The 21,675-nt window shown below is 70.2% G+C and carries 23 protein-coding genes; 5 read left to right on the top strand and 18 right to left on the bottom strand.

Annotated elements, in window-relative coordinates:
- Nucleotides 1–55: 55 nt before the first annotated feature.
- Nucleotides 56–448 carry an SCO5389 family protein gene (locus tag LMU33_RS29150; protein ID WP_055704181.1) on the bottom strand — a complete coding sequence of 131 codons (393 nt, stop codon included), beginning with the start codon at nucleotides 446–448 and terminating at the stop codon, nucleotides 56–58.
- 276 nt (nucleotides 449–724) lie between these two features.
- On the opposite strand from LMU33_RS29150, the gene nucS reads away from it, so the two are divergent.
- Nucleotides 725–1,396 (top strand): endonuclease NucS, encoded by a 672-nt coding sequence (nucS, locus tag LMU33_RS29145; RefSeq protein ID WP_228623602.1) that lies wholly within the window; start codon nucleotides 725–727, stop codon nucleotides 1,394–1,396.
- Nucleotides 1,397–1,452: 56 nt separating this feature from the next.
- On the opposite strand, the gene LMU33_RS29140 is transcribed toward nucS, so the two are convergent.
- The 4 genes from LMU33_RS29140 to LMU33_RS29125 form a co-directional block, all read right to left on the bottom strand.
- Nucleotides 1,453–3,873, bottom strand: a complete 2,421-nt coding sequence (locus LMU33_RS29140; protein ID WP_228623655.1) for an ATP-binding protein — start codon at nucleotides 3,871–3,873, stop codon at nucleotides 1,453–1,455.
- A gap of 315 nt (nucleotides 3,874–4,188) precedes the next feature.
- The gene (locus LMU33_RS29135) at nucleotides 4,189–4,512 is read right to left on the bottom strand and encodes an STAS domain-containing protein (protein ID WP_228623601.1); all 324 of its coding nucleotides are present in this window, start codon (nucleotides 4,510–4,512) and stop codon (nucleotides 4,189–4,191) included.
- Between the two features lie 163 nt (nucleotides 4,513–4,675).
- Nucleotides 4,676–5,524, bottom strand: coding sequence for a 3-hydroxyacyl-CoA dehydrogenase family protein (locus LMU33_RS29130; protein ID WP_228623600.1), 849 nt, complete (start codon nucleotides 5,522–5,524; stop codon nucleotides 4,676–4,678).
- A gap of 236 nt (nucleotides 5,525–5,760) precedes the next feature.
- Nucleotides 5,761–6,402 carry a TetR/AcrR family transcriptional regulator gene (locus tag LMU33_RS29125; RefSeq protein WP_228623599.1) on the bottom strand — a complete coding sequence of 214 codons (642 nt, stop codon included), beginning with the start codon at nucleotides 6,400–6,402 and terminating at the stop codon, nucleotides 5,761–5,763.
- Between the two features lie 113 nt (nucleotides 6,403–6,515).
- Here LMU33_RS29125 and LMU33_RS29120 point away from each other — a divergent pair, with 113 nt between their 5' ends.
- From LMU33_RS29120 to LMU33_RS29110, 3 genes are read left to right on the top strand one after another with little or no spacing between them, the layout of a single operon-like run.
- The gene (locus LMU33_RS29120; RefSeq protein ID WP_228623598.1) at nucleotides 6,516–7,301 is read left to right on the top strand and encodes an ABC transporter ATP-binding protein; all 786 of its coding nucleotides are present in this window, start codon (nucleotides 6,516–6,518) and stop codon (nucleotides 7,299–7,301) included.
- Between the two features lie 9 nt (nucleotides 7,302–7,310).
- Nucleotides 7,311–8,060 carry an ABC transporter permease gene (locus tag LMU33_RS29115; protein WP_228623597.1) on the top strand — a complete coding sequence of 250 codons (750 nt, stop codon included), beginning with the start codon at nucleotides 7,311–7,313 and terminating at the stop codon, nucleotides 8,058–8,060.
- A gap of 13 nt (nucleotides 8,061–8,073) precedes the next feature.
- Nucleotides 8,074–8,649: a cob(I)yrinic acid a,c-diamide adenosyltransferase gene (locus LMU33_RS29110; RefSeq protein ID WP_228623596.1), complete on the top strand. Its 576-nt coding sequence runs from the start codon at nucleotides 8,074–8,076 to the stop codon at nucleotides 8,647–8,649.
- 113 nt (nucleotides 8,650–8,762) lie between these two features.
- Here the strand turns inward: LMU33_RS29110 and LMU33_RS29105 are convergent, their stop codons facing one another.
- From LMU33_RS29105 to LMU33_RS29090, 4 genes are read right to left on the bottom strand one after another with little or no spacing between them, the layout of a single operon-like run.
- Entirely contained in the window at nucleotides 8,763–8,966 is a 204-nt protein-coding gene (locus LMU33_RS29105) for a hypothetical protein (protein WP_228623595.1), read from the bottom strand.
- A complete protein-coding gene (locus LMU33_RS29100; RefSeq protein ID WP_228623594.1) occupies nucleotides 8,966–9,394 on the bottom strand; it encodes a hypothetical protein in 429 nt (142 codons plus the stop codon). Before LMU33_RS29100 ends, LMU33_RS29105 begins: the two co-directional genes overlap by 1 nt.
- A gap of 54 nt (nucleotides 9,395–9,448) precedes the next feature.
- The gene (locus LMU33_RS29095; RefSeq protein ID WP_228623593.1) at nucleotides 9,449–10,912 is read right to left on the bottom strand and encodes a sensor histidine kinase; all 1,464 of its coding nucleotides are present in this window, start codon (nucleotides 10,910–10,912) and stop codon (nucleotides 9,449–9,451) included.
- Nucleotides 10,909–11,613, bottom strand: coding sequence for a response regulator transcription factor (locus LMU33_RS29090; protein ID WP_228623592.1), 705 nt, complete (start codon nucleotides 11,611–11,613; stop codon nucleotides 10,909–10,911). Before LMU33_RS29090 ends, LMU33_RS29095 begins: the two co-directional genes overlap by 4 nt.
- 287 nt (nucleotides 11,614–11,900) lie before the next feature.
- Here LMU33_RS29090 and LMU33_RS29085 point away from each other — a divergent pair, with 287 nt between their 5' ends.
- Nucleotides 11,901–13,721 carry a glycoside hydrolase family 18 chitinase gene (locus LMU33_RS29085; protein ID WP_228623591.1) on the top strand — a complete coding sequence of 607 codons (1,821 nt, stop codon included), beginning with the start codon at nucleotides 11,901–11,903 and terminating at the stop codon, nucleotides 13,719–13,721.
- A 14-nt stretch (nucleotides 13,722–13,735) separates the two neighbouring features.
- Here LMU33_RS29085 and LMU33_RS29080 read toward each other — a convergent pair whose 3' ends face one another.
- The 9 genes from LMU33_RS29080 to atpB all read right to left on the bottom strand — a co-directional run bounded on the left by LMU33_RS29080 (nucleotide 13,736) and on the right by atpB (nucleotide 21,457).
- Nucleotides 13,736–14,182, bottom strand: a complete 447-nt coding sequence (locus LMU33_RS29080) for a DUF2550 domain-containing protein (RefSeq protein WP_228623590.1) — start codon at nucleotides 14,180–14,182, stop codon at nucleotides 13,736–13,738.
- A 145-nt stretch (nucleotides 14,183–14,327) separates the two neighbouring features.
- Nucleotides 14,328–14,702: a F0F1 ATP synthase subunit epsilon gene (locus LMU33_RS29075; protein ID WP_228623589.1), complete on the bottom strand. Its 375-nt coding sequence runs from the start codon at nucleotides 14,700–14,702 to the stop codon at nucleotides 14,328–14,330.
- Between the two features lie 112 nt (nucleotides 14,703–14,814).
- Nucleotides 14,815–16,251, bottom strand: a complete 1,437-nt coding sequence (gene atpD / locus LMU33_RS29070; RefSeq protein WP_228623588.1) for a F0F1 ATP synthase subunit beta — start codon at nucleotides 16,249–16,251, stop codon at nucleotides 14,815–14,817.
- Nucleotides 16,252–17,169, bottom strand: coding sequence for a F0F1 ATP synthase subunit gamma (locus LMU33_RS29065; protein WP_228623587.1), 918 nt, complete (start codon nucleotides 17,167–17,169; stop codon nucleotides 16,252–16,254). It lies immediately after the preceding gene.
- A gap of 21 nt (nucleotides 17,170–17,190) precedes the next feature.
- A complete protein-coding gene (gene atpA / locus LMU33_RS29060) occupies nucleotides 17,191–18,783 on the bottom strand; it encodes a F0F1 ATP synthase subunit alpha (RefSeq protein ID WP_228623586.1) in 1,593 nt (530 codons plus the stop codon).
- 150 nt (nucleotides 18,784–18,933) lie between these two features.
- Nucleotides 18,934–19,749: a F0F1 ATP synthase subunit delta gene (locus LMU33_RS29055; protein ID WP_228623585.1), complete on the bottom strand. Its 816-nt coding sequence runs from the start codon at nucleotides 19,747–19,749 to the stop codon at nucleotides 18,934–18,936.
- Complete coding sequence (locus tag LMU33_RS29050; protein WP_228623584.1) at nucleotides 19,746–20,291, bottom strand: F0F1 ATP synthase subunit B; 546 nt, start codon at nucleotides 20,289–20,291, stop codon at nucleotides 19,746–19,748. Before LMU33_RS29050 ends, LMU33_RS29055 begins: the two co-directional genes overlap by 4 nt.
- Nucleotides 20,292–20,332: 41 nt before the next feature.
- Nucleotides 20,333–20,557 (bottom strand): ATP synthase F0 subunit C, encoded by a 225-nt coding sequence (atpE, locus tag LMU33_RS29045; protein ID WP_228623583.1) that lies wholly within the window; start codon nucleotides 20,555–20,557, stop codon nucleotides 20,333–20,335.
- 75 nt (nucleotides 20,558–20,632) lie between these two features.
- Nucleotides 20,633–21,457, bottom strand: a complete 825-nt coding sequence (atpB, locus tag LMU33_RS29040; protein ID WP_228623582.1) for a F0F1 ATP synthase subunit A — start codon at nucleotides 21,455–21,457, stop codon at nucleotides 20,633–20,635.
- Nucleotides 21,458–21,675 lie beyond the last annotated feature (218 nt).

Below are 21,675 nucleotides of genomic sequence, written 5' to 3'. Positions count from 1 at the left end.
CGGATGGAGCGGCAAGCAAGCGGCTCACAACGTCTGCCGTGCCGGGACCGCCCCGTCAGCAGTCCCGAAGCTCCGGCGACTGGTTCAGCAACTGGCTGCGTACCGATGTGAAGCGGGCCAACGTCTCGTCCACCGAGGCGTCCAGTGGGAACACCGCCACCCGGTGGCAGTTCTGGAAGGCCAGCCGCACACCGAAGTGCCGCTGCAGGGCGCCGCGGATGGCGTCACTCGCGAGCGCACGCAGCAGCTGACCGCGTGCCTGCTCGTCCGGCGGGGGCGTCTGGTTGTCGGCGAACGGTCCGCCGTCGACCTTCAGCTGGGCCACCAGGGAGCTGATCATCTCCCATGCGTAGGGCAGGGAGGTCCGGACGCAGTCGACGAATTCTGCTTCGTCGACCTCGCCTCGCTCGGCCTGTTCGAGTAGGGCCGGTGAGACGTCGAGCGACATGGGTACTCCTCTCGCACCCCCGAAGAGCAGGGGTTGCCGGACAGGTAAGGGAGTTCGCGATTTCGAACACGCTCAGTACACATGCGGCGACCTCCCGTTCACTACGGTAGGCAACCGTCGGTGACCACACCAGCAGAATGCGTATATGGAACGGTCCCGTTACGGGCACAATCGGCCACGGATGAACAAGAGTTTCCAGGGACAATTGGGACGATCGATCGGGAGCGGGGCGGGCGAATCGCGCGCACCGAGGGGCGTCGAGTAGCGTTGCCGACCATGCGTCTCGTCATTGCCCGATGCTCGGTCGACTACGCCGGCCGGCTCACCGCCCACCTGCCCTCGGCGCCCCGCCTGATCCTGGTCAAGGCGGACGGCAGCGTCTCCATCCACGCCGACGACCGGGCCTACAAGCCCCTCAACTGGATGTCGCCGCCCTGCACGCTGAAGGAGGGCGCGGGTGAGGACGAGGGCGTGTGGACCGTCGTCAACAAAGCGGGCGAGAAACTGATCATCACGATGGAGGAGATCCTCCACGACTCCTCGCACGAACTCGGCGTGGATCCGGGTCTGATCAAGGACGGCGTGGAAGCGCACCTGCAGGAGCTGCTCGCCGACCGCATCGAGACGCTCGGCGACGGTTACACCCTCATCCGCCGCGAGTACATGACGGCGATCGGCCCGGTGGACATCCTGTGCCGGGACGCGGACGGCGGGACGGTCGCGGTGGAGATCAAGCGCCGGGGCGAGATCGACGGCGTCGAGCAACTCACCCGTTACCTGGACCTGTTGAACCGCGACCCGCACCTGGCGCCGGTCCGTGGCGTCTTCGCCGCCCAGGAGATCAAACCCCAGGCGCGCGTCCTCGCCACCGACCGCGGCATCGACTGCCGGATCCTCGACTACGACGCCATGCGCGGCATCGAGGACGACAAGCTCCGCCTGTTCTGAGCGGCGATCGTTGATCCGTGTCCCGCCGCGCCGTCCGGCGGCGGGCGGGACGTGACCTAGATCACCGAGCCGGAGGACTGCGAGGCGCTCCCCGAGCTGTCCGGCGTCGTCGGGCCGCTCGCGGTGTTCGTCGTGGCGGGGCTCGTGGCCGTCGGGCTGGTCGGCGGCGGTGAGGTGGGCGAGCTGGACGTCGGCGGGGTCGAGGTCGGTGTGCCCGTGGGTGTCGTCCTCGTCGGCGTCGGTGAACCCGGCCTGGTCGTCCGGGACTTGGACGGCGTCGGCGTAGTGCCTCCGCCGCCCGTGCCCTTGGTGTGGCTCGGGTCGGCCGAAGGCGAGGTGGCCGGCTGGGACGGCGTCGGGTCGTCCGTCGTGCCGTAGGTGCCGTCGGGGCCCGGGTTCGTGGGGCTGCCGGTGGGCCGGTGGGATCCGGTGCCCGCGGGCGGGGTCTGGTTCGGGTCGGCGCCCAGGGTGCCGTCGTCCGTGCCCTGGCTCGCCGAGGGGTTGACGTCGACCTTGCCGGCCGGGTTCTTGTCGGCGTTCTCGTTGGACGTCATGCCCAGCGTGACGACCGTACCCAGCACGGCGGCGAGCAGCGCCCCGGAGCCGACCGCGACGAGGTTGCGGCGGGCCAGCTGCAGGAAGCCCCCGCCCCGTCCCGTGGCGGCCGGGAGCCGGGTCGTGACCAGGGGGTCGCCGAGGGGCACGTACGGCGGCGGCGCCGACTCCTCGTGCCGTACCTCCGGCAGCTCCTCCCCCGCGGTCACGGCGATCCCGGGTACGTCGCCCGCGCGGTCGGCGACCAGTGCGAGCGCCCGGCGCCCGGCGGTCGTGCCCCGCTTGTCGGCGAGCGCCCCGCGCAGCCCGATGGACGCCTCCAACTCGGCGCGCGCCCGGTCGAGCTGGCCGAAGCACAGCGCGAGGACACCCAACTCATGGTGGAAGTAAGCCTGTTCGGACACCTCACCGGCCAGCCGGGAGGCCTCCGCGCCGGAGCGCAGGGCCCGTTCCCAGGCGTTCCAGTGCAGCCCGGCGGCGAACGCGGGCGCGGCCGTACGGGCGAGCCGTACCGCGCAGCTCTCCTCCCCCTCGGCGGACGGAGCCGGGAGCGGGACGATCGCGGCGAGCGCGGCCAGGACCGCGTCCGCCTCCGCGCACACCCGCTCGGGAGTGACCGACGGATGCCCGGCCCACCAGGCGTAGTGCTCGGCGGCGGCCAGCGCCTGGACCGGGGCGTCGTCGGCGTACCCGGCGGCCTCCAGCTGGGTCTGCACACCGGCCGCGAGCCGGAAGCGGCCGCCGACCGGCGAGACCAGTCCGCAGGCGGCCAGCTCACCGAGGGCGGCGTCGGCGTGGGTGTCGCCGATCAGCGCCGGCAGATGCGCCTGGTGCGGCACCTCGCCGCCGAGGGCGACGGCGAAGCGCAGGGCGGCGCGCGCGGAGGCACTGAGCCGGGAGGCGAGCAGCGGGGCGGGCGCGGCGGCCTCGCCGAGGGACGGCAAGGGCACCTCGTCCGCCGTCTCCAGCGACAACTCGGCCGGTTCGCGTACGTCCTCGAAGACGCCGTACTCGTCCACGGCTCCCGTGCTGGCCCGCAGTTCGTCGCGCTGCCGGAGCAGGGCGCCGGCCTGGACGAACCGCAGCGGCAGTCCCTCGGACTCGAACCACAGGTCGCCGGCCCAGTTGGCCTCCTCCTCGGTGAGGACGCGGCCGACGGTCCGCTCCAGGATCTCCACGCCGGCGGCGCGGTCGAGACCGCCGAGGAAGACCTCCTCGACCTCGGAGGTGTCGGAGGGCGCGGGCACGTCGGGAGTGGCGCCGATCAGGAACGCGCACTCGGGGGTGGCGTCGAGGAACTCGTCGAGGGCGGCGCCGCCGAACTCGATGTCGTCCAGGACGACGACCGCGCCGATCTCGCGCACCAGGGCGCGCAGTTCGTCCGGATCGGGACGGTGGCGCGGGGCGTCGTACACGGCATGGCAGAGGTCGTACAGGAGGTCGCTCGCCGTGCGGTGGAAGCCGTTCAGGCGCACCACGCCGTCGGGGGCGAGGTCCAGGCAGTCCTCGGCGACCAGGTCCAGCAGGGAGGTACGTCCGGAGCCGCCGGGCCCGGTGAGCCGTACGGAACGGCCGCGGGCCAGCAGCCGGACCAGGCGCTCGCGCTCGTCCTGGCGTTCCAGCAGGGAGCGTGCCGGCTGGGCGGGGCCGGGCGGCACGGGGGGCCGGGCGGCACGCTCGGCCTCGGCGCGCTCGGCGGCGGTGCGCTTGCGGGGCCGCTCCGGCCGCTCGACCGGCGGGCAGGGTTCTATCTCGCTGCCGTCGACGGGGTTCACGGTCAGCAACAGGTCGCCGGCCACGACGTGCGCCGTACGCGCGAGCGCGGGCGAGCTGTGACCGAAGTCGGAGGTGAGGGACTCCCGGGGTGGACGGCGGCTCGCCGCCTGACCGTGCTCCTCGGGTCCCCGGTTGATCGGGTCCATGGGATCCATGGGTTCCATGGGTTCAAACCCCCCAAAAGCGTCGTGTGCCCGGATTCCGGCCCCTCCCGGCCTCGTCGCACACCGCGCTGTCGCTTCTGGTCCGGGCCCGCTCGGTCGAGGGTTGCGAGGCGGCGGGCGACCGAACCCTAAACCTTCGCTCAGTATCTCCGACAGGGCGGGGTGCCGTGCGGTCCGAGACATCACAGTCCGGTGAGGATTGCCCCGTCGGGCGCTTCGACGGCTGCGCCCGTCTCTCGCCGGCCGCAGGAGTCCCGCCCGGCTCACACCCGTACGTGCCTCACACGCGCACGAACCTCACACGCGTGGCAGCGACTCCACCCCGATGCCGCCCTCGATGGCGAGGATGCGGTGCAGCCGGGTGGCCACCAGCAGGCGCTGCATCTGCGGCGGTACGCCGCGCAGCACCAGACGGCGGCCGCGGCGGCCGGCCCGCCGGTGGGCCCCCATGATCACCCCGAGTCCGGTGGCGTCCCAGGAGTCCAGTTCGGACAGGTCGAGGACGAGGTCGCCGACGCCGTCGTCGACAGCCGAGTGCAGGGCCGTACGGGCGTCCGCCGCGCTGCGGACGTCGAGGCGGCCCCCGACGACCAGCTCGGCATGGTCGCCCCTGATATGCATATGCGCTCCCCGTTGAGTGCGGTTGGCGTACTCCGTGACGTTGCAACGTCTGACTGTGCGAGTGGTGGTGCGGTTGCTGCTTGTAAGCGAACCGATACCGAATTCACCCCGGGGAGTGATACTCCCGGGGGTGAGATCCGGCGAATGTCCGTACAGATGGTGCTCAGTACTTGTAGAAGCCCTGCCCGCTCTTGCGGCCGATGTCACCGGCGTCCACCATCCGGCGCATCAGCTCCGGCGGGGCGAACTTCTCGTCCTGGGACTCGGTGTAGATGTTGCCGGTGGCGTGCAGCAGGATGTCCACGCCGGTGAGGTCGGCCGTGGCGAGCGGGCCCATGGCGTGGCCGAAGCCCAGCTTGCAGGCGAGGTCGATGTCCTCGGCGGTGGCGACGCCGGACTCGTAGAGCTTGGTCGCCTCCACCACGAGGGCGGAGATGAGCCGGGTCGTCACGAAACCCGCGACGTCCCGGTTGACGACGATGCAGGTCTTGCCGACGGACTCGGCGAACTCCCGTGCGGTGGCGAGGGTTTCGTCGCTGGTCTTGTAGCCGCGGACCAGCTCGACGAGCTGCATCATCGGCACCGGCGAGAAGAAGTGGACGCCGACGACCCGCTCGGGGCGCTCGGTGGCCGCCGCGATCTTGGTGATCGGGATGGCGGAGGTGTTGGAGGCCAGCACGGCGTCCTCGCGCACGAGCTTGTCGAGCGCGCGGAAGATCTCGTGCTTGACCTCCAGCTTCTCGAAGACGGCCTCGACCACGATGTCGGCGTCGGCGGCGGCGTCCAGGTCGGTGGTCGGGGTGATGCGGGCCAGGGAGGCTTCGGCGGCCTGCGCCTCCATCTTCCCCTTGCTCACGAACTTGTCGTACGAGGCCTTGATGCCGTCGGTGCCACGCTTCAGTGCCTCGTCGGTGACGTCCCGCAGAACGACGTCCCAGCCCGCCTGCGCGGCGACCTGAGCGATCCCGGACCCCATGAGACCGGCCCCGATGACGGCGAGCTTCCGTGCCACTCCGACTCCCTTGAACGCGCTCCAAGTCTGCTTCTCCGGCGGACCATAGCGCTACGGCGGCGCTGAGTGAGCGGTTAGTAACGCGTGTCACGGTCTCAGACGGTGAGACACCCGTCACGTTCCGGTCGGCCCACTCGGCGATGCTCCCACCGGGTCGTCCGGCGGGATTCCGGGCGCTGTTGCCGATGTGCCAATCCCTTGCGCCCCGGCGCCGGTTGGCGCTTCGGAAAGGGCGCTCAGGCCGCTTCCCGCACGGCGTAGTTCAGAACCCGTTCGCTCAACAGGTCCTCGATGTCGTCGAGGAGGGTGAGCACCTCTCGGGACACTTCGCGTGGTTCGCGACCCTTGACCATTTCGCGGCCGATGACCGCGATGACCGTGCCGTGGATCCAGCCGATCTGACCTGCCATCAGGTGCGGGAGTTCGTCGTCGGCGGGTGCGCCGGTCTCCTCGCGGAGGACCTCTTCCAGGTTGGCCTGGACCTCCTGGGCGAGGGCCCAGAGGCGGGAGCGCAGGGCGGGGGCCTCCTCGATGACCTTCATGAAGGCGGCGTAGCCGGAGAGCAGGCCGACCCGCGGGGAGACGGCCTCGACCTCCTCGCGCAGCTCGCGCAGGACGGCGGCGGCGGCCGACTCGCCCTCGGGGCGGCCGCGGACCCAGCGGGCCAGCCGGTCGACCATGCCGGCGGAGCGGTCGAAGAAGAGGTCCTCCTTGGTGGGGAAGTAGTTGTAGACGGTGTTGACGGAGACGTTGGCCGCCTCGGCGATCTCCGCGACCGTGACCGCGTCGAAGCCGCGCTCGACGAACAGACCCGTGGCGACATCCGAGATGTACTGCCTGGTCTGCCGCTTCTTCCGCTCCCTGAGCCCCTCTGCCATGCCCGCATCCTAACTTCGCTGGGGCCCATGAAAACTTGGCGATGCTAGAAACTTAGGTCTGATGAAAACTTGGAGTCGTTGCAAATTTTCAGGAACTCTGTTTTTCTGGTCGCATGGCAGCAGTCATCAGCGCGGCGGGACTCGCCCGCACCTTCCAGACCAAGGCCGGCCCCGTGGCGGCCGTACGCGGCATCGACCTCGCCGTCCGCGAGGGCGAGATCCTCGGCTTCCTCGGGCCCAACGGCGCCGGAAAGACGACCACCCTGCGGATGCTCACCACCCTGCTGAAACCGACCGGCGGGGCCGCCACCGTCGCCGGGCACGACCTGGCGACCGACCCGGCCGGGGTGCGCGCGGCGAGCGGGTACGTCGCCCAGTCCGGCGGGGTCGACCCGCAGATCACCGTGCGGGAGGAACTGGTCACCCAGGGGCGGATGTACCGCCTGCCGAAGACCGAGGCCGTCGCACGGGCCGAGGAGCTGGCCCGCGAGCTCGGCCTCGCCGGCCTCCTCGACCGCAGGACCGCCGCGCTCTCCGGCGGCCAGCGTCGGCGTCTGGACATCGCGATGGCACTCACCCACCGCCCGAAGGTGCTGTTCCTGGACGAACCGACGACGGGCCTGGACCCGGGCAGCCGCGCCGACCTGTGGGACCTGGTCCGCCGACTGCGCGACGAGCACGGCACGACCGTCTTCCTGACCACCCACTACCTGGACGAGGCCGACGCCCTCGCCGACCGCCTGGTGATCGTCGACCGGGGAACGGTCGCCGCCGAGGGCACGCCGAGCGCGCTGAAGCTCCGGTACGGCGGCTCGATCGACGCCACCCTCCAGGACACCTTCCTCGCCGTCACCGGCCGCGGGCCCGCCCCGGCCGACACCGCCTCCGTAGCCGTATAGGGATCCAGCATGCTCCTGAACGACACCGCCCTCGTCTACGGGCGTTATCTGCGCCAGTCCCTTCGCTCCCGGTTCGCCCTGCTCTTCGGCGTGCTCACGCCGCTGCTCTACCTCCTCTTCTTCGGCCCGCTGCTCACCGGTCTGCCGCTGGGCGGCGGGGGCACCTCCTGGCAGGTGCTCGTGCCGGGGCTGCTGCTCCAACTCGGCCTGTTCGGGGCCCTGTTCGCCGGTTTCACGATCATCGTGGAGAAGGGGCAGGGGGTGGTGGAGCGGATGCGGGTGACCCCGGTCAGCCGGCTCGCCCTGCTGCTCGGCAGGGTGCTGCGCGACGCCACGGTCTTCGTCTTCCAGGCGGTGCTTCTGGTGCTGGCCGCGCTGGCGATGGGCCTGCGCGCGCCCTTCGCGGGCATCCTGATCGGCTTCGCCTTCGTGGCGGTGCTCACCCTCGCCCTGGCCGCGCTGTCGTACGCGCTCGGCATGAAGGTCCGCACCCCGCAGGAGTTCGGCCCGCTGATCAACATGGTGTCGATGCCGTCGATGCTGCTGTCCGGCCTGATGCTCCCGATGTCCCTCGCGCCCGCCTGGCTGAACGTGCTGTCGCACTTCGTGCCGTTCCGCTACCTGGTGGACGCGGTGCGCGACGCCTACGTCGGGCACTACGCGAGTGCGCACATGGTCTACGGCGTCCTCGTCGCCGTCGGCTTCGCCGCGCTCGCCGTGACGGTGGGCACACGAGTGTTCCGGACGGCCGGGGCATAACTACGCTGGCCACATGGTCAATCTGACGCGCATCTACACCAGGACCGGCGACAAGGGCACCACCGCGCTCGGTGACATGAGCCGGGTCGCCAAGACGGACCTCCGGATCTCCGCGTACGCGGACGCCAACGAGGCCAACGCGGTGATCGGCACCGCCATCGCGCTGGGCGGCCTGGACGCGGAGGTCGTCAAGGTCCTCACCCGCGTGCAGAACGACCTGTTCGACGTGGGTGCGGACCTGTCGACGCCGGTGGTGGACAACCCCGAGTTCCCGCCGCTGCGGGTCGAGCAGTTCTACATCGACCGGCTGGAGGCGGACTGCGACCGGTTCAACGCCGAGCTGGAGAAACTGCGCTCCTTCATCCTGCCCGGCGGCACGCCCGGCGCGGCCCTGCTGCACCAGGCGTGCACCGTCGTACGCCGGGCCGAGCGGTCCACCTGGGCGGCCCTGGAGGTGCACGGCGAGGCCATGAACCCGCTCACCGCGACCTACCTCAACCGCCTGTCCGACCTGCTGTTCATCCTGGCCCGCACCGCCAACAAGGACACGGGCGACGTCCTCTGGGTACCGGGCGGGGAACGCCACTGAACCCCCGACAGCCGGGGGCCCGGAGGACGCCCCCCGGAAGACACAGCACCCCGGCCCGCACCCCCCCAACGACACGAGCGACGTCCTCCGGGTACCGGGCGGAGAACGCTGTCTCAGTTGCCGTCGCGGGCCGCGTCCCGGTCGGCGGCGGCCGCCGCGGACTCGGCCGCGTCCGCCTTCTTCTGCATCTCGGCGTAGCCCGAGGGCGTGCCGGAGGCGGACGGCGTCTTCGGGGACGCCCCGTCGTGGTGCGCGCAGCCCGCGGTGAGCGCCACGAGCAGCGCCACCACCGGCAACGCCGCCCGGCGTGCCCGCATCAGCTCGCCGCCTTCCCGCCGCCGCTCGCCCGGCACCAGGACTTCACGTCGTTCAGGTCCTTCTGCCGCTGCTGCAGGTTCGTGACCAGCGACTTGCGGAAGTCCAGCCGGTCCTGGAGGAAGGTGGCGACCTGGGTGTGGCCCGCCTTCTTCGCGTTGTCCACGCGCTGCTGCAGGCGGGCGACCGAGCCACGGGTGCCGGGCCCGGCGTCCAGCCGCTTCAGGGCCCGCTCGATCCGGCGGTCGATCCTGGGCACCCGCTTGCACAGCGCCTTCGCGCCGTCGCCGGTGGGGCCGGGCGCGGGGGTGCTGCTGGGTGTGCTGCTGGGCGTGCTGCTGTCGGCCGAGGCCACTCCGGCGGTGCCCGCCAGTACGGCCGCCACCGCGCACCCGGCGAGCAGGGTGCGCGTACGTCGACGTGCGTTCATCTGTCTCTCCGTTCGTTCTCCGGACGGGCCGGTCGTCCGTCCACGCAACGGAGGCTAGGAAGGGTCTTTGGGGAAACTCTGTGACCGGTTTGCCCCGACTGTATCGATCAGCCAGTCCCGGCGGCCGGGCAGGACCGGGCCGCCCGACGGCAGCCGCACCTCGAAGCGCGCCCCGGCTCCGTCCGGCCCCTCGCCCACGGTGACGCTCCCCCGGTGCAGTGCCGCCTGCTGGGCGACCAGGGTGAGGCCGAGCCCGGAGCCCGCGCTGTCCGGGCCCCGCTGGAACCGCTCGAAGATCCGGGCGCGGGCGCCGGGCGGTACGCCGGGCCCGCGGTCGTCCACGGTGATGCGGACGTGACCGGCAGCGCCGCACACGCCGACCCGCACCCGTGCCCGGCCCCGGGTGTCCCGGCCGTGGGCGAGGGCGTTGCCGAGCAGGTTGTCGAGCAGCAGCCTGAGGCCCGGTTCCCAGCCGTGCACGGTGAGCCCGGGCGCCGCGTCCAGGGCGATGTCGGCGTCCGGGGCACGGCGGCGGGCCTCGGCCACGGCCGCGTCGGCGACGTCGGACAGGTCGACGTCCCCGAACGCCTCCGCCTCCACCAGGTCCCCGCGCCCCAGCTCGCGCAGCATCACCAGCAGGCCCAGCAGCCGGGCGTGTTCGCGCCGCAGGTCGGCGAGCACCTCGGTGCGGTCGGGGTCCGGCAGGCCGGGGTGGTCGGTGAGGATGTCGAGGTTGGTGCCCATGCTCATGAGCGGCGTGCGCAGTTCGTGCGCGGCGGCGGCGGAGAAGGACCGGGCGGTGTCGAGGGCCTCGCCGGTGCGGGCGGCCTGCTCGTCGTAGCGGGCGAGCACGGTCCGTACCGTGGCGGCCAGCTCGTCCACCTCGCGCACCCCGGTCCGCTCCTCGGGGAGCCGGGCCGTGCTGGTGCGCGGGTCGAGGCCGGCGGTGCGGCGGGTGAGGCGGCGCAGCGGCGTGCTCGCACCGGTCGCCAGGCCCCAGGCGAGCAGCCCGGACAGAGGGGCGGCGAGTACGGCGGTGAGGAGCACCCGGCGCCGGACCAGTTGGAGTTGGGTGCGGTCGGCGGTGTCGGGCGAGAAGACCCACAGTGTGCCGGCGACGGCGGGGCTCTTCAGGGGCCGGGCCAGGGCGCGCCAACTGCGCCCGCCGTCGCGGACGGTGACGAAGCCGGAGGACTGCTCGGGCAGGGCCACGGCGGGGCCGGGCTGGGGTCCGCCGCTGAAGTCCGCGCCGGGTCCGACGACGCGTACGCCGACGTCGAGCGCGGCGCTGAACAATTGCCGTTCCCGGGTGTCCGCCGCCTTGGGCCGGCCGTTCGCCGTGGCCCGCAGCAGTGCCCTGGCCTGCGGGGCGACGGCCACCGCGCGCTGGCGCAGATGCTGGTCCTCGGTGCGGTGCAGATCGCGGGCGACCAGGTGCAGCAGCAGCCAGCCGCAGGCCAGTACCAGCAGGGGGACGGTGCAGCCGACGGCGAGGCCGATGCGGGTGGAGAGTCTCACGGCGCGTCCCGCGCTTCCCTGAGCACGAAGCCGACGCCCCGCACCGTGTGGATCAGCCTGCCGCCCCCGTCCGCCTCCAGTTTGCGCCGCAGATAGCTGACGAAGGTGTCGACGGCGTCGGTGCGCACGTCGAAGTCGTAGCCCCAGACCCTCTCCAGGAGCTGGTCGCGGGTGAGGACCAGTCCGGCGTTGCGGGCGAGTACCTCCAGCAGCTCGAACTCGCGCCGGGTGAGGTCGAGTGGCCTGCCGTCCCGCTCGGCGGTGCGGGCGGCCGGGTCGATCACCAGGCCCGCGACCCGCAGCCGGGCCCGGCCCGTCGGCGGGCGGCGGCGCAGCAGGGCACGCAGCCGCAGCACCAGTTCCTGCAGGGCGAACGGCTTGACCAGGTAGTCGTCGCCGCCCGCCTGCAGCCCGGCGATCCGGTCGGCGGTCTCGTCCAGCGCGGAGAGCATCAGGACGGGCAGGTCCCGGCCCTCGTCGCGCAGCCGGGTGCACACCTCGATGCCGCTCATGCCGGGCATCGACACGTCCAGCACCAGCACGTCGGGCGCCGCCTCCCCGATCGCCGCCAGTGCCTCCGGCCCGTCGGCGGCGGTCCGCACCGCGAACCCGCTCAGTCTCAGGCCACGCTCCAAAGAGCGCCGGATCGCCGCGTCGTCGTCGACGACCAGCACCGCACCGGAGCCCGCCGTGTCCGTCATGCGCCCCTCCTCGTCGCCGGTCAGCGTACGACCCCGCACCGGGCGCGCGGCAGTGTGGTGGGCGGGGGCCGGCTCCGCCGGGTCAGGGGCGGCGCCGGGCTGCGCAGCCTGGTCCAAGCGGCCGTACTGGCACAGGAGTTGGGGATAGAGGGGCAATCGCTGGGAAATTGGTCCAGACCTATTGACCCGTGGTCCAGACCTTTCTACTCTCGCAGCACCGTGGGCGTGAAGGCTCAGTCATGCCCCTGAACCCCCAATCCCACAACCCCACAACGAGGAGGCGCAGCATGCGCTTCAGACACAGAGCCGCGGCAGGGTTCGCGACCCTGTTGCTCCCCCTGGCCGGACTCGTCGGTCTCGCGGGCCCCGCCCAGGCCGCGACCAACGCGACGGCGAGCTTCACCAAGACCAGCGACTGGGGAACCGGCTTCGGCGGCCAGTGGACCATCAAGAACACCGGCACCACCAGCATCAGTTCCTGGACCGTCGAGTGGGACTTCCCCTCGGGGACGTCCGTCACCTCCGCCTGGGACGCGGACGTCACCAGCTCCGGCACCCACTGGACCGCCAAGAACAAGTCCTACGACGGCACCATCGCCCCCGGTGCCTCGGTCTCCTTCGGCTTCAACGGCGCGGGCCCCGGCTCCCCGTCCAACTGCAGGCTGAACGGCGACAGCTGCGACGGTACGACGGTCCCCGGTGACGCGGCGCCCTCCGCGCCCGGCACCCCGACCGCCTCGAACGTCACCGACACCTCGGTCAACCTCTCCTGGGGCGCGGCCACCGACGACAAGGGCGTGAAGAACTACGACGTCCTGCGCGACGGCAAGGTCGTCGGCACGGTGACGACGACCTCGTACACCGACAGCGGTCTGAGCGCCGGCACCGACTACTCCTACACCGTGCAGGCCCGTGACACCGCCGACCAGACCGGACCGGTCAGCGGCGCGGTCAAGGTGCACACCACCGGCGGCACCACCACTCCCCCGACCACCGGCGACAAGGTCAAGCTCGGCTACTTCACCGAGTGGGGCATCTACGGCCGCAACTACAACGTCAAGAACCTGGTGACGTCCGGCTCCGCGTCGAAGATCACGCACATCAACTACGCCTTCGGCAACGTGACCAACGGCCAGTGCGCGATCGGTGACTCCTACGCCGACTACGACAAGGCGTTCACCGCCGACCAGTCGGTCAGCGGCGTCGCCGACACCTGGGACCAGCCGCTGCGCGGCAACTTCAACCAGCTGCGCGAGCTGAAGGCCAAGTACCCGAACATCAAGGTGCTGTGGTCCTTCGGCGGCTGGACCTGGTCCGGCGGTTTCGCCCAGGCGGCGGCCAACCCGACCGCCTTCGCCAACTCCTGCTACAACCTGGTGAAGGACTCCCGCTGGGCCGACGTCTTCGACGGCATCGACATCGACTGGGAGTACCCGAACGCCTGCGGGCTGTCCTGCGACACCAGCGGGGCCGCGGCCTTCAAGAACGTCATGGCCGCGCTGCGCGCCAAGTTCGGCTCCAGCGCCCTGGTCACCGCGGCCGTCACCGCGGACGGCTCCTCCGGCGGCAAGATCGAGGCCGCCGACTACGCGGGCGCCTCGAGTTACGTCAACTGGTACAACGTGATGTCGTACGACTTCTTCGGTGCCTGGGACGCGCAGGGCCCGACCGCCCCGCACTCCCCGCTCACCTCGTACAACGGTATCCCGAAGGCCGGGTTCGACACGGCCGACGCGATCGCCAAGTACAAGTCCGTCGGCGTCCCCGCGTCCAAGCTGCTCATCGGCATCGGCCTCTACGGCCGCGGCTGGACCGGCGTCACCCAGGACGCCCCGGGCGGCACGGCCACGGGACCCGCGGCCGGCACCTACGAGCAGGGCATCGAGGACTACAAGGTGCTCAAGACGTCCTGCCCGGTAACCGGCACCGTCGCGGGCACGGCGTACGCCCACTGCGGCAGCAACTGGTGGTCGTACGACACCCCGTCCACCATCGCCGGGAAGATGAGCTGGGCCAAGTCCCAGGGTCTTGGCGGTGCGTTCTTCTGGGAGTTCAGCGGCGACACCAGCAACGGTGAGCTGGTGAACGCCATCAGCAGCAACCTGTAGTACCCGTAAGTGTCCTAAGCGACGTTGACGCGCTGACCGGGCGGGGCTGCTTCCAGCCACGCGAGGAATCCGGTCAGCGCGTCTTCGCTCATGGCGAGTTCGAGGCGCGTGCCCCGGTGGGTACAGGCGAGGACCACCGCGTCGGAGAGCAGCGCCAGTTCCTCCTCGCCCTCGGGCAGCCGGCGGCCGGCCACCTCGATCTGCGCGCGCTCCAGGGTGCGGCGGGGGCGGAAGGCGTAGGAGAAGACGCGGTACCACTCGATGCGGTCGCCGTTGTAGCGGGCGACGCCGTAGGACCAGCCCTTGCCGTTGGCGTCGGGTTTCTCGGTCACGGCCCAGCGCAGGGAACAGTCGAAGGTGCCGCCGGAGCGCTGGATGAGCCTGCGCCGCAGCCCGAACAGGAACAGTCCCATCACCACGAGCGCGACCACGATCCCGCACACAGTCAGAGCGAGGACCATCGGCACCGACCTCCTCGTCTCCTAGGAACTGCTTCTGTTACTGAGTAATGAAACGGAAAAAACACCCACATCTGCCTCAGCCGCGACCGGCACCGGATTGCTCCGGGCCGGCCGCGGCTGAGTGACGTCATACCGCGCGCTGGACTCAGCGCGCCGCCGCCGCGCGGAGGCGGACGTCTGCGCGGCGCTCGGCGGCGGCGTCGCCCTCCGCCTTCGCGCGCTCCAGCTCCCGCTCCGTGCGCTGGACATCGATCTCGTCCGACAGCTCGGCGATCTCGGCCAGCAGGGACAGCTTGTTGTCCGCGAACGAGATGAAACCGCCGTGCACCGCGGCGACGACCGTTCCATCGTCACTCGTACGGATGGTCACCGGGCCCGACTCCAGCACACCGAGCAGCGGCTGGTGACCGGGCATGACGCCGATGTCGCCGGACGTGGTGCGCGCGACGACCAGGGTGGCCTCGCCGGACCAGACCTGGCGGTCGGCGGCGACCAGCTCGACGTGCAGCTCAGCAGCCAAGGGTGGCTCCTCGGGTCACCACCCGGCAGGGGCGCCGGGTGTTGGGGTCAATTCTAGTGGGCGTGAGAGAGGGGGCGGGACGCACCCCGCCCCCTCCGTCGGAGCACGAGGCTCAGGAGACGCCCAGCTCCTTGGCGTTGGCCTTGAGGTCCTCCAGGCCACCGCACATGAAGAACGCCTGCTCCGGGAAGTGGTCGTACTCACCGTCGATGATCGCGTTGAACGCGGCGATCGACTCGTCCAGCGGAACGTCCGACCCGTCGACGCCGGTGAACTGCTTGGCGACGTGGGTGTTCTGGGACAGGAAGCGCTCCACGCGACGGGCACGGTGGACGACGAGCTTGTCCTCCTCGCCGAGCTCGTCGATACCGAGGATCGCGATGATGTCCTGGAGGTCCTTGTACTTCTGCAGGACCGTCTTCACGCGCATGGCGGCGTTGTAGTGGTCCGCGGAGATGTAACGCGGGTCCAGGATCCGGGACGTGGAGTCCAGCGGGTCCACGGCCGGGTAGATGCCCTTCTCGGAGATCGGACGGGACAGAACCGTCGTCGCGTCGAGGTGGGCGAAGGTGGTGGCCGGGGCCGGGTCGGTCAGGTCGTCCGCGGGGACGTAGATCGCCTGCATCGAGGTGATCGAGTGACCGCGGGTCGAGGTGATGCGCTCCTGGAGGAGACCCATCTCGTCGGCCAGGTTCGGCTGGTAACCCACCGCGGACGGCATACGGCCGAGCAGCGTGGAGACCTCGGAACCGGCCTGCGTGAAGCGGAAGATGTTGTCGATGAAGAACAGCACGTCCTGCTTCTGGACGTCACGGAAGTACTCGGCCATGGTCAGGCCGGCCAGCGCGACGCGCAGACGGGTGCCCGGGGGCTCGTCCATCTGACCGAAGACAAGGGCGGTCTTGTCGATGACGCCCGAGTCGGACATCTCCTCGATCAGGTCGTTGCCCTCACGGGTGCGCTCACCGACACCGGCGAACACGGAGACACCGTCGTGGTTGTTGGCGACGCGGTAGATCATCTCCTGGATGAGCACCGTCTTGCCGACGCCGGCGCCGCCGAACAGACCGATCTTGCCGCCCTTGACGTACGGGGTGAGCAGGTCGATGACCTTGACGCCCGTCTCGAACATCTCGGTCTTGGACTCGAGCTCGTCGAAGTTCGGGGCCTTGCGGTGGATCGGCCAGCGCTCGCCGTCGTAGGACTCGTCGACGTTCAGCACCTCACCGAGGGTGTTGAACACCTTGCCCTTGGTGAAGTCGCCGACGGGGACGGAGATGGCCGCGCCCGTGTCGGTCACCGGGGCCTGGCGGACCAGACCGTCGGTGGGCTGCATGGAGATGGTGCGGACCAGGCCGTCACCCAGGTGCTGGGCGACCTCCAGGGTCAGCGTCTTCTTCTCGCCCGCGTTCGCCGGGTCGGAGACCTCGACGTGAAGGGCGTTGTAGATGTCCGGCATCGCGTCGACGGGGAACTCCACGTCGACGACCGGGCCGATGACCCGGGCGACGCGGCCCGTAGCCGTCGCGGTCTCAACAGTGGTGGTCATTTATCGGTCACTCCCCGCGGTCGCGTCGGCCAGGGCGCTCGCGCCACCGACGATCTCGCTGATTTCCTGGGTGATTTCGGCCTGGCGGGCCGCGTTGGCAAGCCGGGAGAGCGTCTCGATGAGCTCACCGGCGTTGTCGGTGGCCGACTTCATCGCGCGCCGCGTGGCGGCGTGCTTCGAAGCGGCCGACTGGAGCAGCGCGTTGTAGATACGGCTCTCCACGTAGCGCGGCAGCAGGGCGTCGAGGACGTCCTCCGCCGAGGGCTCGAAGTCGTACAGCGGGAGGATCTCCCCCTTGGGGTGAGCCTCCTCGGCAACCTCTTCGAGGCGCAGCGGAAGCAGCCGGGCGTCCAGCGCCGTCTGCGTCATCATCGAGACGAACTCGGTGAAGACGATGTGGAGTTCGTCCACACCACCCTCGGCCGTGTCCTTCTCGATGGCCTCGATCAGGGGCGCCGCGACCTTCTTGGCGTCCGCGTACGTCGGCTCGTCCGTGAAGCCCGTCCACGACTCCGAGACCTTGCGCTCACGGAAGTTGTAGTGGGCGACACCGCGCCGGCCGACGATGTACGTGTCGACCTGCTTGCCCTCGCGCTCCAGGCGCGCGGTCAGCTGCTCCGCCGTCTTGATGGCGTTGGAGTTGAAGGCGCCGGCCAGGCCGCGGTCGCTCGTGAGGAGCAGGACCGCGGCACGGGTCGGGTTCTCCGCCTCCGTGGTGAGCGGGTGCTTGGTGTTCGAGCCGGTGCCGACCGCCGTGACCGCGCGCGTCAGCTCGGTCGCGTACGGCGTGGAGGCCGCCACCTTGCGCTGCGCCTTGACGACACGCGAGGCGGCGATCATCTCCATCGCCTTGGTGATCTTCTTGGTCGCGCTGACGGATCGGATGCGACGCTTGTAGACCCGGAGCTGGGCTCCCATGAGTCAGGTCCCTTCCTTACGTCACTTGGCGGCAGCGGCAGGGGTGTCCTCGCCGAGCAGCTTGCCGTCGCTCGTCTCGAACTGCTTCTTGAACTCCGCCACCGCGTCGTCGATCGCCTGGATCGTGTCGTCCGACATCTTCGCGCCCTCCTTGATGGAGGTCATCAGGCCCTGGTGCTTCCGGTGCAGGAAGTCGATCAGTTCCTTCTCGAAGCGGCGGATGTCGCCGACCGGCACGTCGTCCATACGGCCGTTGGTGCCGGCCCAGACGGAGACGACCTGGTCCTCGGTGGCCATCGGCTGGTACTGGTCCTGCTTCAGCAGCTCGACCATGCGCGAACCGCGCTCCAGCTGGGCCTTCGAGGCCGCGTCCAGGTCGGAACCGAAGGCGGCGAAGGCCTCCAGCTCACGGAACTGGGCGAGGTCCACGCGCAGACGGCCGGAGACCTGGCGCATCGCCTTGTGCTGGGCGGAACCACCGACTCGGGAGACGGAGATACCGACGTTCAGCGCGGGACGCTGACCGGCGTTGAACAGGTCCGACTCCAGGAAGCACTGGCCGTCGGTGATGGAGATGACGTTGGTCGGGATGAACGCCGAGACGTCGTTGGCCTTGGTCTCGACGATCGGCAGACCGGTCATCGAACCGGCACCCATGTCGTCGGAGAGCTTGGCGCAGCGCTCCAGCAGCCGGGAGTGCAGGTAGAAGACGTCACCCGGGTAGGCCTCACGGCCCGGCGGGCGGCGCAGCAGCAGGGACACGGCGCGGTAGGCGTCGGCCTGCTTCGAGAGGTCGTCGAAGATGATGAGGACGTGCTTGCCCTCGTACATCCACTGCTGGCCGATGGCCGAACCGGTGTACGGCGCCAGGTACTTGAAGCCGGCCGGGTCGGACGCCGGGGCGGCGACGATGGTCGTGTACTCCAGGGCGCCGTTCTCCTCCAGCGCGCGGCGCACGCCGGCGATGGTGGAGCCCTTCTGGCCGATGGCGACGTAGATGCAGCGGACCTGCTTCTTGGGGTCGCCCGAGCGCCAGTTGTCGCGCTGGTTGATGATCGTGTCGACGGCCAGGGCGGTCTTGCCGGTCTGGCGGTCACCGATGATCAGCTGACGCTGACCACGGCCGATCGGGGTCATCGCGTCGACGGCCTTGTAGCCGGTCTCCATCGGCTCGTGCACCGACTTGCGCTGCATGACCGTGGGGGCCTGCAGCTCGAGGGCGCGGCGGCCGGACGTCTCGATCTCGCCGAGGCCGTCGATCGGGTTGCCGAGCGGGTCGACAACGCGGCCGAGGTAGCCCTCGCCGACCGCGACGGAGAGGACCTCGCCGGTGCGGGTGACCGGCTGACCCTCCTCGATGCCGCTGAACTCACCGAGGACGATGGCACCGATCTCGCGCTCCTCGAGGTTGAGGGCGAGGCCGAGGGTGCCGTCCTCGAACTTCAGCAGTTCGTTGGCCATGGCCGAGGGAAGACCCTCGATCTTCGCGATGCCGTCGCCGGCAAGGGTGACCGTACCGACCTCCTCGCGCGAGGCCGCGTCCGGCTTGTACGACTGGACGAAGTTCTCCAGCGCGTCCCGGATCTCCTCCGGCCGGATCGTGAGCTCCGCCATCTGGGTTCCCTGCTCTCCTTGTTGGGCCCGAAGTTTCACTTGGGGGGTCTGGGGGCGACCCCCAGGAATCCTCTGCACGGCCCAACCAGGGCCGTAAGTACGTACTGCTTTTCCCGAAATATCGAGTTGTCTCGAAATATCGAGTTGCTGCTAGCTCGCCATGCGGCGGGCGGCGTCGTCCAGGCGGTCCGCGATCGAGCCGTTGATGACCTCGTCACCGACCTGCACCCGGATACCGCCGACGACCTCGGGGTCCACGTCCAGGTTGAGGTGCATCCGGCGACCGTAGAGCTTGGCGAGGGCGGCGCCGAGGCGCTGCTTCTGGCCGTCGCTCAGCGGCACCGCCGAGGTGACGACGGCGACCATCCGGTCCCGGCGCTCGGCGGCGAGCTTGGACAGGGACTCCAGTCCCGCTTCCAGGCTACGTCCACGCGGCGCGGTCACAAGGCGCGTCACCAGACGCTCCGTGATCGGCTTGGCCCGTCCGCCGAGCAGCCGGTGCAGCAGCTCGGTCTTGGCCGCCGCCGAGGCGGCGCGGTCGGTCAGCGCGGCGCGCAGCTCGGTGCTGGAGGAGACGATCCGGCCGAACCGGAACAGCTCGTCCTCGACGTCGTCGAGGGTGCCCGTCTTCTCCCCGGCCGTGAGGTCGGCGATGCTCGCCAGCTCCTCCAGCGCGTCCACCAGGTCGCGGGGCTGCGACCAGCGGGAGCGCGCCGTCCCGGCCACCAGGTCGGCGGTCGCGCCGCTGACCTGGCCACCGATCAGACGCTGGACCAGCTCCGCCTTGGCCTCTGCGGGCTGCGCCGGGTCGGTGAGGACCCGGCGCAGGCCGGCCTCGCGGTCGAGCAGCGCGGTGACGGCCGCCAGCTCGTCGGCGAGCGAAGCGGCGTCGACGGACGTGGAGTCCGTCAGCGCGTCGAGACGCTCACGTGCGGCTGCCAGGGCCTCGCGGCTCGCTCCGTTCATCGCGTGGCCTCGGCCTTCTCCTCGAGCTCGTCGAGGAAGCGGTCGATCACACGGCTCTGGCGGGCGTGGTCCTCGAGGGACTCGCCGACGAGCTTGCCAGCCAGTTCGGTGGCGAGCTTGCCGACGTCCTGGCGCAGCGTCTGCGCGGCGGACTTGCGGTCGGCCTCGATCTGGGCGTGACCGGCGGTGACGATCTCCTCGCGCTGCCGCTGGCCCTCGGCCCGCATCTCGGCGATGAGCGCGGCACCCTGCTCCTGCGCCTCCTGGCGCAGGCGCGCGGCCTCGTGCCGGGCCTCGGCGAGCTGGGCCTTGTACTGCTCAAGGACGCTCTGGGCCTCGGTCTGCGCGGCCTCGGCCTTTTCGATACCGCCCTCGATGGCCTCGCGACGCTCTTCCAGAACCTTGTTGATGTTCGGGAGGAGCTTCTTGGCGAGGAAGCCGAAGACGATGACGAAGGCGATCAGGCCGATGACGAGCTCCGGCCACGGCGGAACGAGGGGATTCTCCTTCTCCGCCGCAAACTGAACCCATGAGTGGGTCATCTCAGTGCCTTTCGTCGAATGGGCTGTCGCTGACGTCCGTCTTAGTAGACGAACGGCATGACGAGGCCGATCAGGGCCAGCGCCTCACAGAACGCGAAGCCGAGGATCTGGTTGGCGCGGATCAGACCGGCCGCCTCGGGCTGGCGGGCGAGGGCCTGCGTGCCGTTGCCGAAGATGATGCCGACGCCGACGCCGGGGCCGATGGCGGCCAGGCCGTAACCGACGGAGCTGAGCGAGCCAGTGACAGCGGCAAGGGTCTGGGACATGCCAGTTCTTCCTTTTCTTTACGGACCGGTGGGGGTTGGCCACCGGACGACCAGGGGGATGCGGAGCGGGGCAGCTCAGTGGTGCTCGGCGAGCGCGCCCTGAATGTAGGAGCAGGTCAGCAGGACGAACACGTACGCCTGGACGGCCTGGATGAAGAGCTCGAAGGCGGTCATGACGAGCGTCATCGAGAACGAGACCGCGGAGTAGGCGATGCCGATGCCGTTCAGCATGTACCAGCTGGCGACCGTGAAGAGCACGAGCAGCGTGTGACCGGCGAACATGTTCGCGAAGAGTCGGACGGCGTGCGTGAACGGGCGGACCAGCAGGTTCGAGAACAGCTCGATGGTCATGGCCAGCGGGAGCACCGCGCCCAGCGACTTGTCGTAGCCGGTGAAGTTCTTGAAGGCGCCGACGAAACCGTGCCGCTTGAAGGTGAGCGGGACCCAGACGAGGTAGACGATCAGGGCCAGGACCATCGGGTAGGCGATGATCGACGTGACCGGGAACTGGGCGACCGGGACGATCGACCAGAGGTTCATCATCCAGACGAAGAAGAACAGCGAGACGACCAGCGGGACGTACTTCTCGCCTTCCTTCTTGCCGATGGTCTCGTAGACCACGCCGCGGCGGATGAAGTCGTAACCGGCCTCGGCGACCAGCTGGAGCTTGCCCGGGACGACCTTGGGCCTGGCGAAGGCGGCCCAGAAGAAGCCCACCACGACGATGGAGCCCAGCAGGGCGAGCAGCATCGGCTTGTTGAAGTAGATGCCGTTCGTGTCGCCCCAGAGCGGCTTGAAGAGGAACGAGTGCAGGCCCGGAGCGACGGTGTCGAAACCGCACCCGGAGAACAGGTGGCAGCTCGAGTCGAAAGCGAGCGTCTGCGTCGGGTCAGCACTCACCGCGGGCTCCTTCAGCGTGGCGCATAGGTACGGCAACCTCGTTGTGTCGGCGCGGCGCATGGCCGCGGTTCGGCACGGGACTGGTGTTACGGATGTGGGGGCGGCTGGGGGGCATCTCGCCTCGCGATTGAGCAGGCGTCAGCTCGGATGCCCGCGCCCGCGATGCCGCAGTTGGCACCGGACGATAGCAGGCTCTCTCCAGCGTCTTTATCCCGGCC

The organism is Streptomyces barringtoniae, assembly GCF_020819595.1.
GTDB classification, from domain to species: domain Bacteria; phylum Actinomycetota; class Actinomycetes; order Streptomycetales; family Streptomycetaceae; genus Streptomyces; species Streptomyces barringtoniae.
This window is presented reverse-complemented; position numbering and strand designations above follow the sequence as displayed.

Coding starts and splice junctions, on each gene's coding strand:
- LMU33_RS29150 (WP_055704181.1), bottom strand. CDS start 448: ATGTCGCTCGACGTCTCACCGGCCCTACTCGAACAGGCCGAGCGAGGC.
- nucS (WP_228623602.1), top strand. CDS start 725: ATGCGTCTCGTCATTGCCCGATGCTCGGTCGACTACGCCGGCCGGCTC.
- LMU33_RS29140 (WP_228623655.1), bottom strand. CDS start 3,873: ATGGACCCGATCAACCGGGGACCCGAGGAGCACGGTCAGGCGGCGAGC.
- LMU33_RS29135 (WP_228623601.1), bottom strand. CDS start 4,512: ATGCATATCAGGGGCGACCATGCCGAGCTGGTCGTCGGGGGCCGCCTC.
- LMU33_RS29125 (WP_228623599.1), bottom strand. CDS start 6,402: ATGGCAGAGGGGCTCAGGGAGCGGAAGAAGCGGCAGACCAGGCAGTAC.
- LMU33_RS29120 (WP_228623598.1), top strand. CDS start 6,516: ATGGCAGCAGTCATCAGCGCGGCGGGACTCGCCCGCACCTTCCAGACC.
- LMU33_RS29115 (WP_228623597.1), top strand. CDS start 7,311: ATGCTCCTGAACGACACCGCCCTCGTCTACGGGCGTTATCTGCGCCAG.
- LMU33_RS29110 (WP_228623596.1), top strand. CDS start 8,074: ATGGTCAATCTGACGCGCATCTACACCAGGACCGGCGACAAGGGCACC.
- LMU33_RS29105 (WP_228623595.1), bottom strand. CDS start 8,966: ATGCGGGCACGCCGGGCGGCGTTGCCGGTGGTGGCGCTGCTCGTGGCG.
- LMU33_RS29100 (WP_228623594.1), bottom strand. CDS start 9,394: ATGAACGCACGTCGACGTACGCGCACCCTGCTCGCCGGGTGCGCGGTG.
- LMU33_RS29090 (WP_228623592.1), bottom strand. CDS start 11,613: ATGACGGACACGGCGGGCTCCGGTGCGGTGCTGGTCGTCGACGACGAC.
- LMU33_RS29085 (WP_228623591.1), top strand. CDS start 11,901: ATGCGCTTCAGACACAGAGCCGCGGCAGGGTTCGCGACCCTGTTGCTC.
- LMU33_RS29080 (WP_228623590.1), bottom strand. CDS start 14,182: ATGGTCCTCGCTCTGACTGTGTGCGGGATCGTGGTCGCGCTCGTGGTG.
- atpD (WP_228623588.1), bottom strand. CDS start 16,251: ATGACCACCACTGTTGAGACCGCGACGGCTACGGGCCGCGTCGCCCGG.
- LMU33_RS29065 (WP_228623587.1), bottom strand. CDS start 17,169: ATGGGAGCCCAGCTCCGGGTCTACAAGCGTCGCATCCGATCCGTCAGC.
- atpA (WP_228623586.1), bottom strand. CDS start 18,783: ATGGCGGAGCTCACGATCCGGCCGGAGGAGATCCGGGACGCGCTGGAG.
- LMU33_RS29055 (WP_228623585.1), bottom strand. CDS start 19,749: ATGAACGGAGCGAGCCGCGAGGCCCTGGCAGCCGCACGTGAGCGTCTC.
- LMU33_RS29050 (WP_228623584.1), bottom strand. CDS start 20,291: ATGACCCACTCATGGGTTCAGTTTGCGGCGGAGAAGGAGAATCCCCTC.
- atpE (WP_228623583.1), bottom strand. CDS start 20,557: ATGTCCCAGACCCTTGCCGCTGTCACTGGCTCGCTCAGCTCCGTCGGT.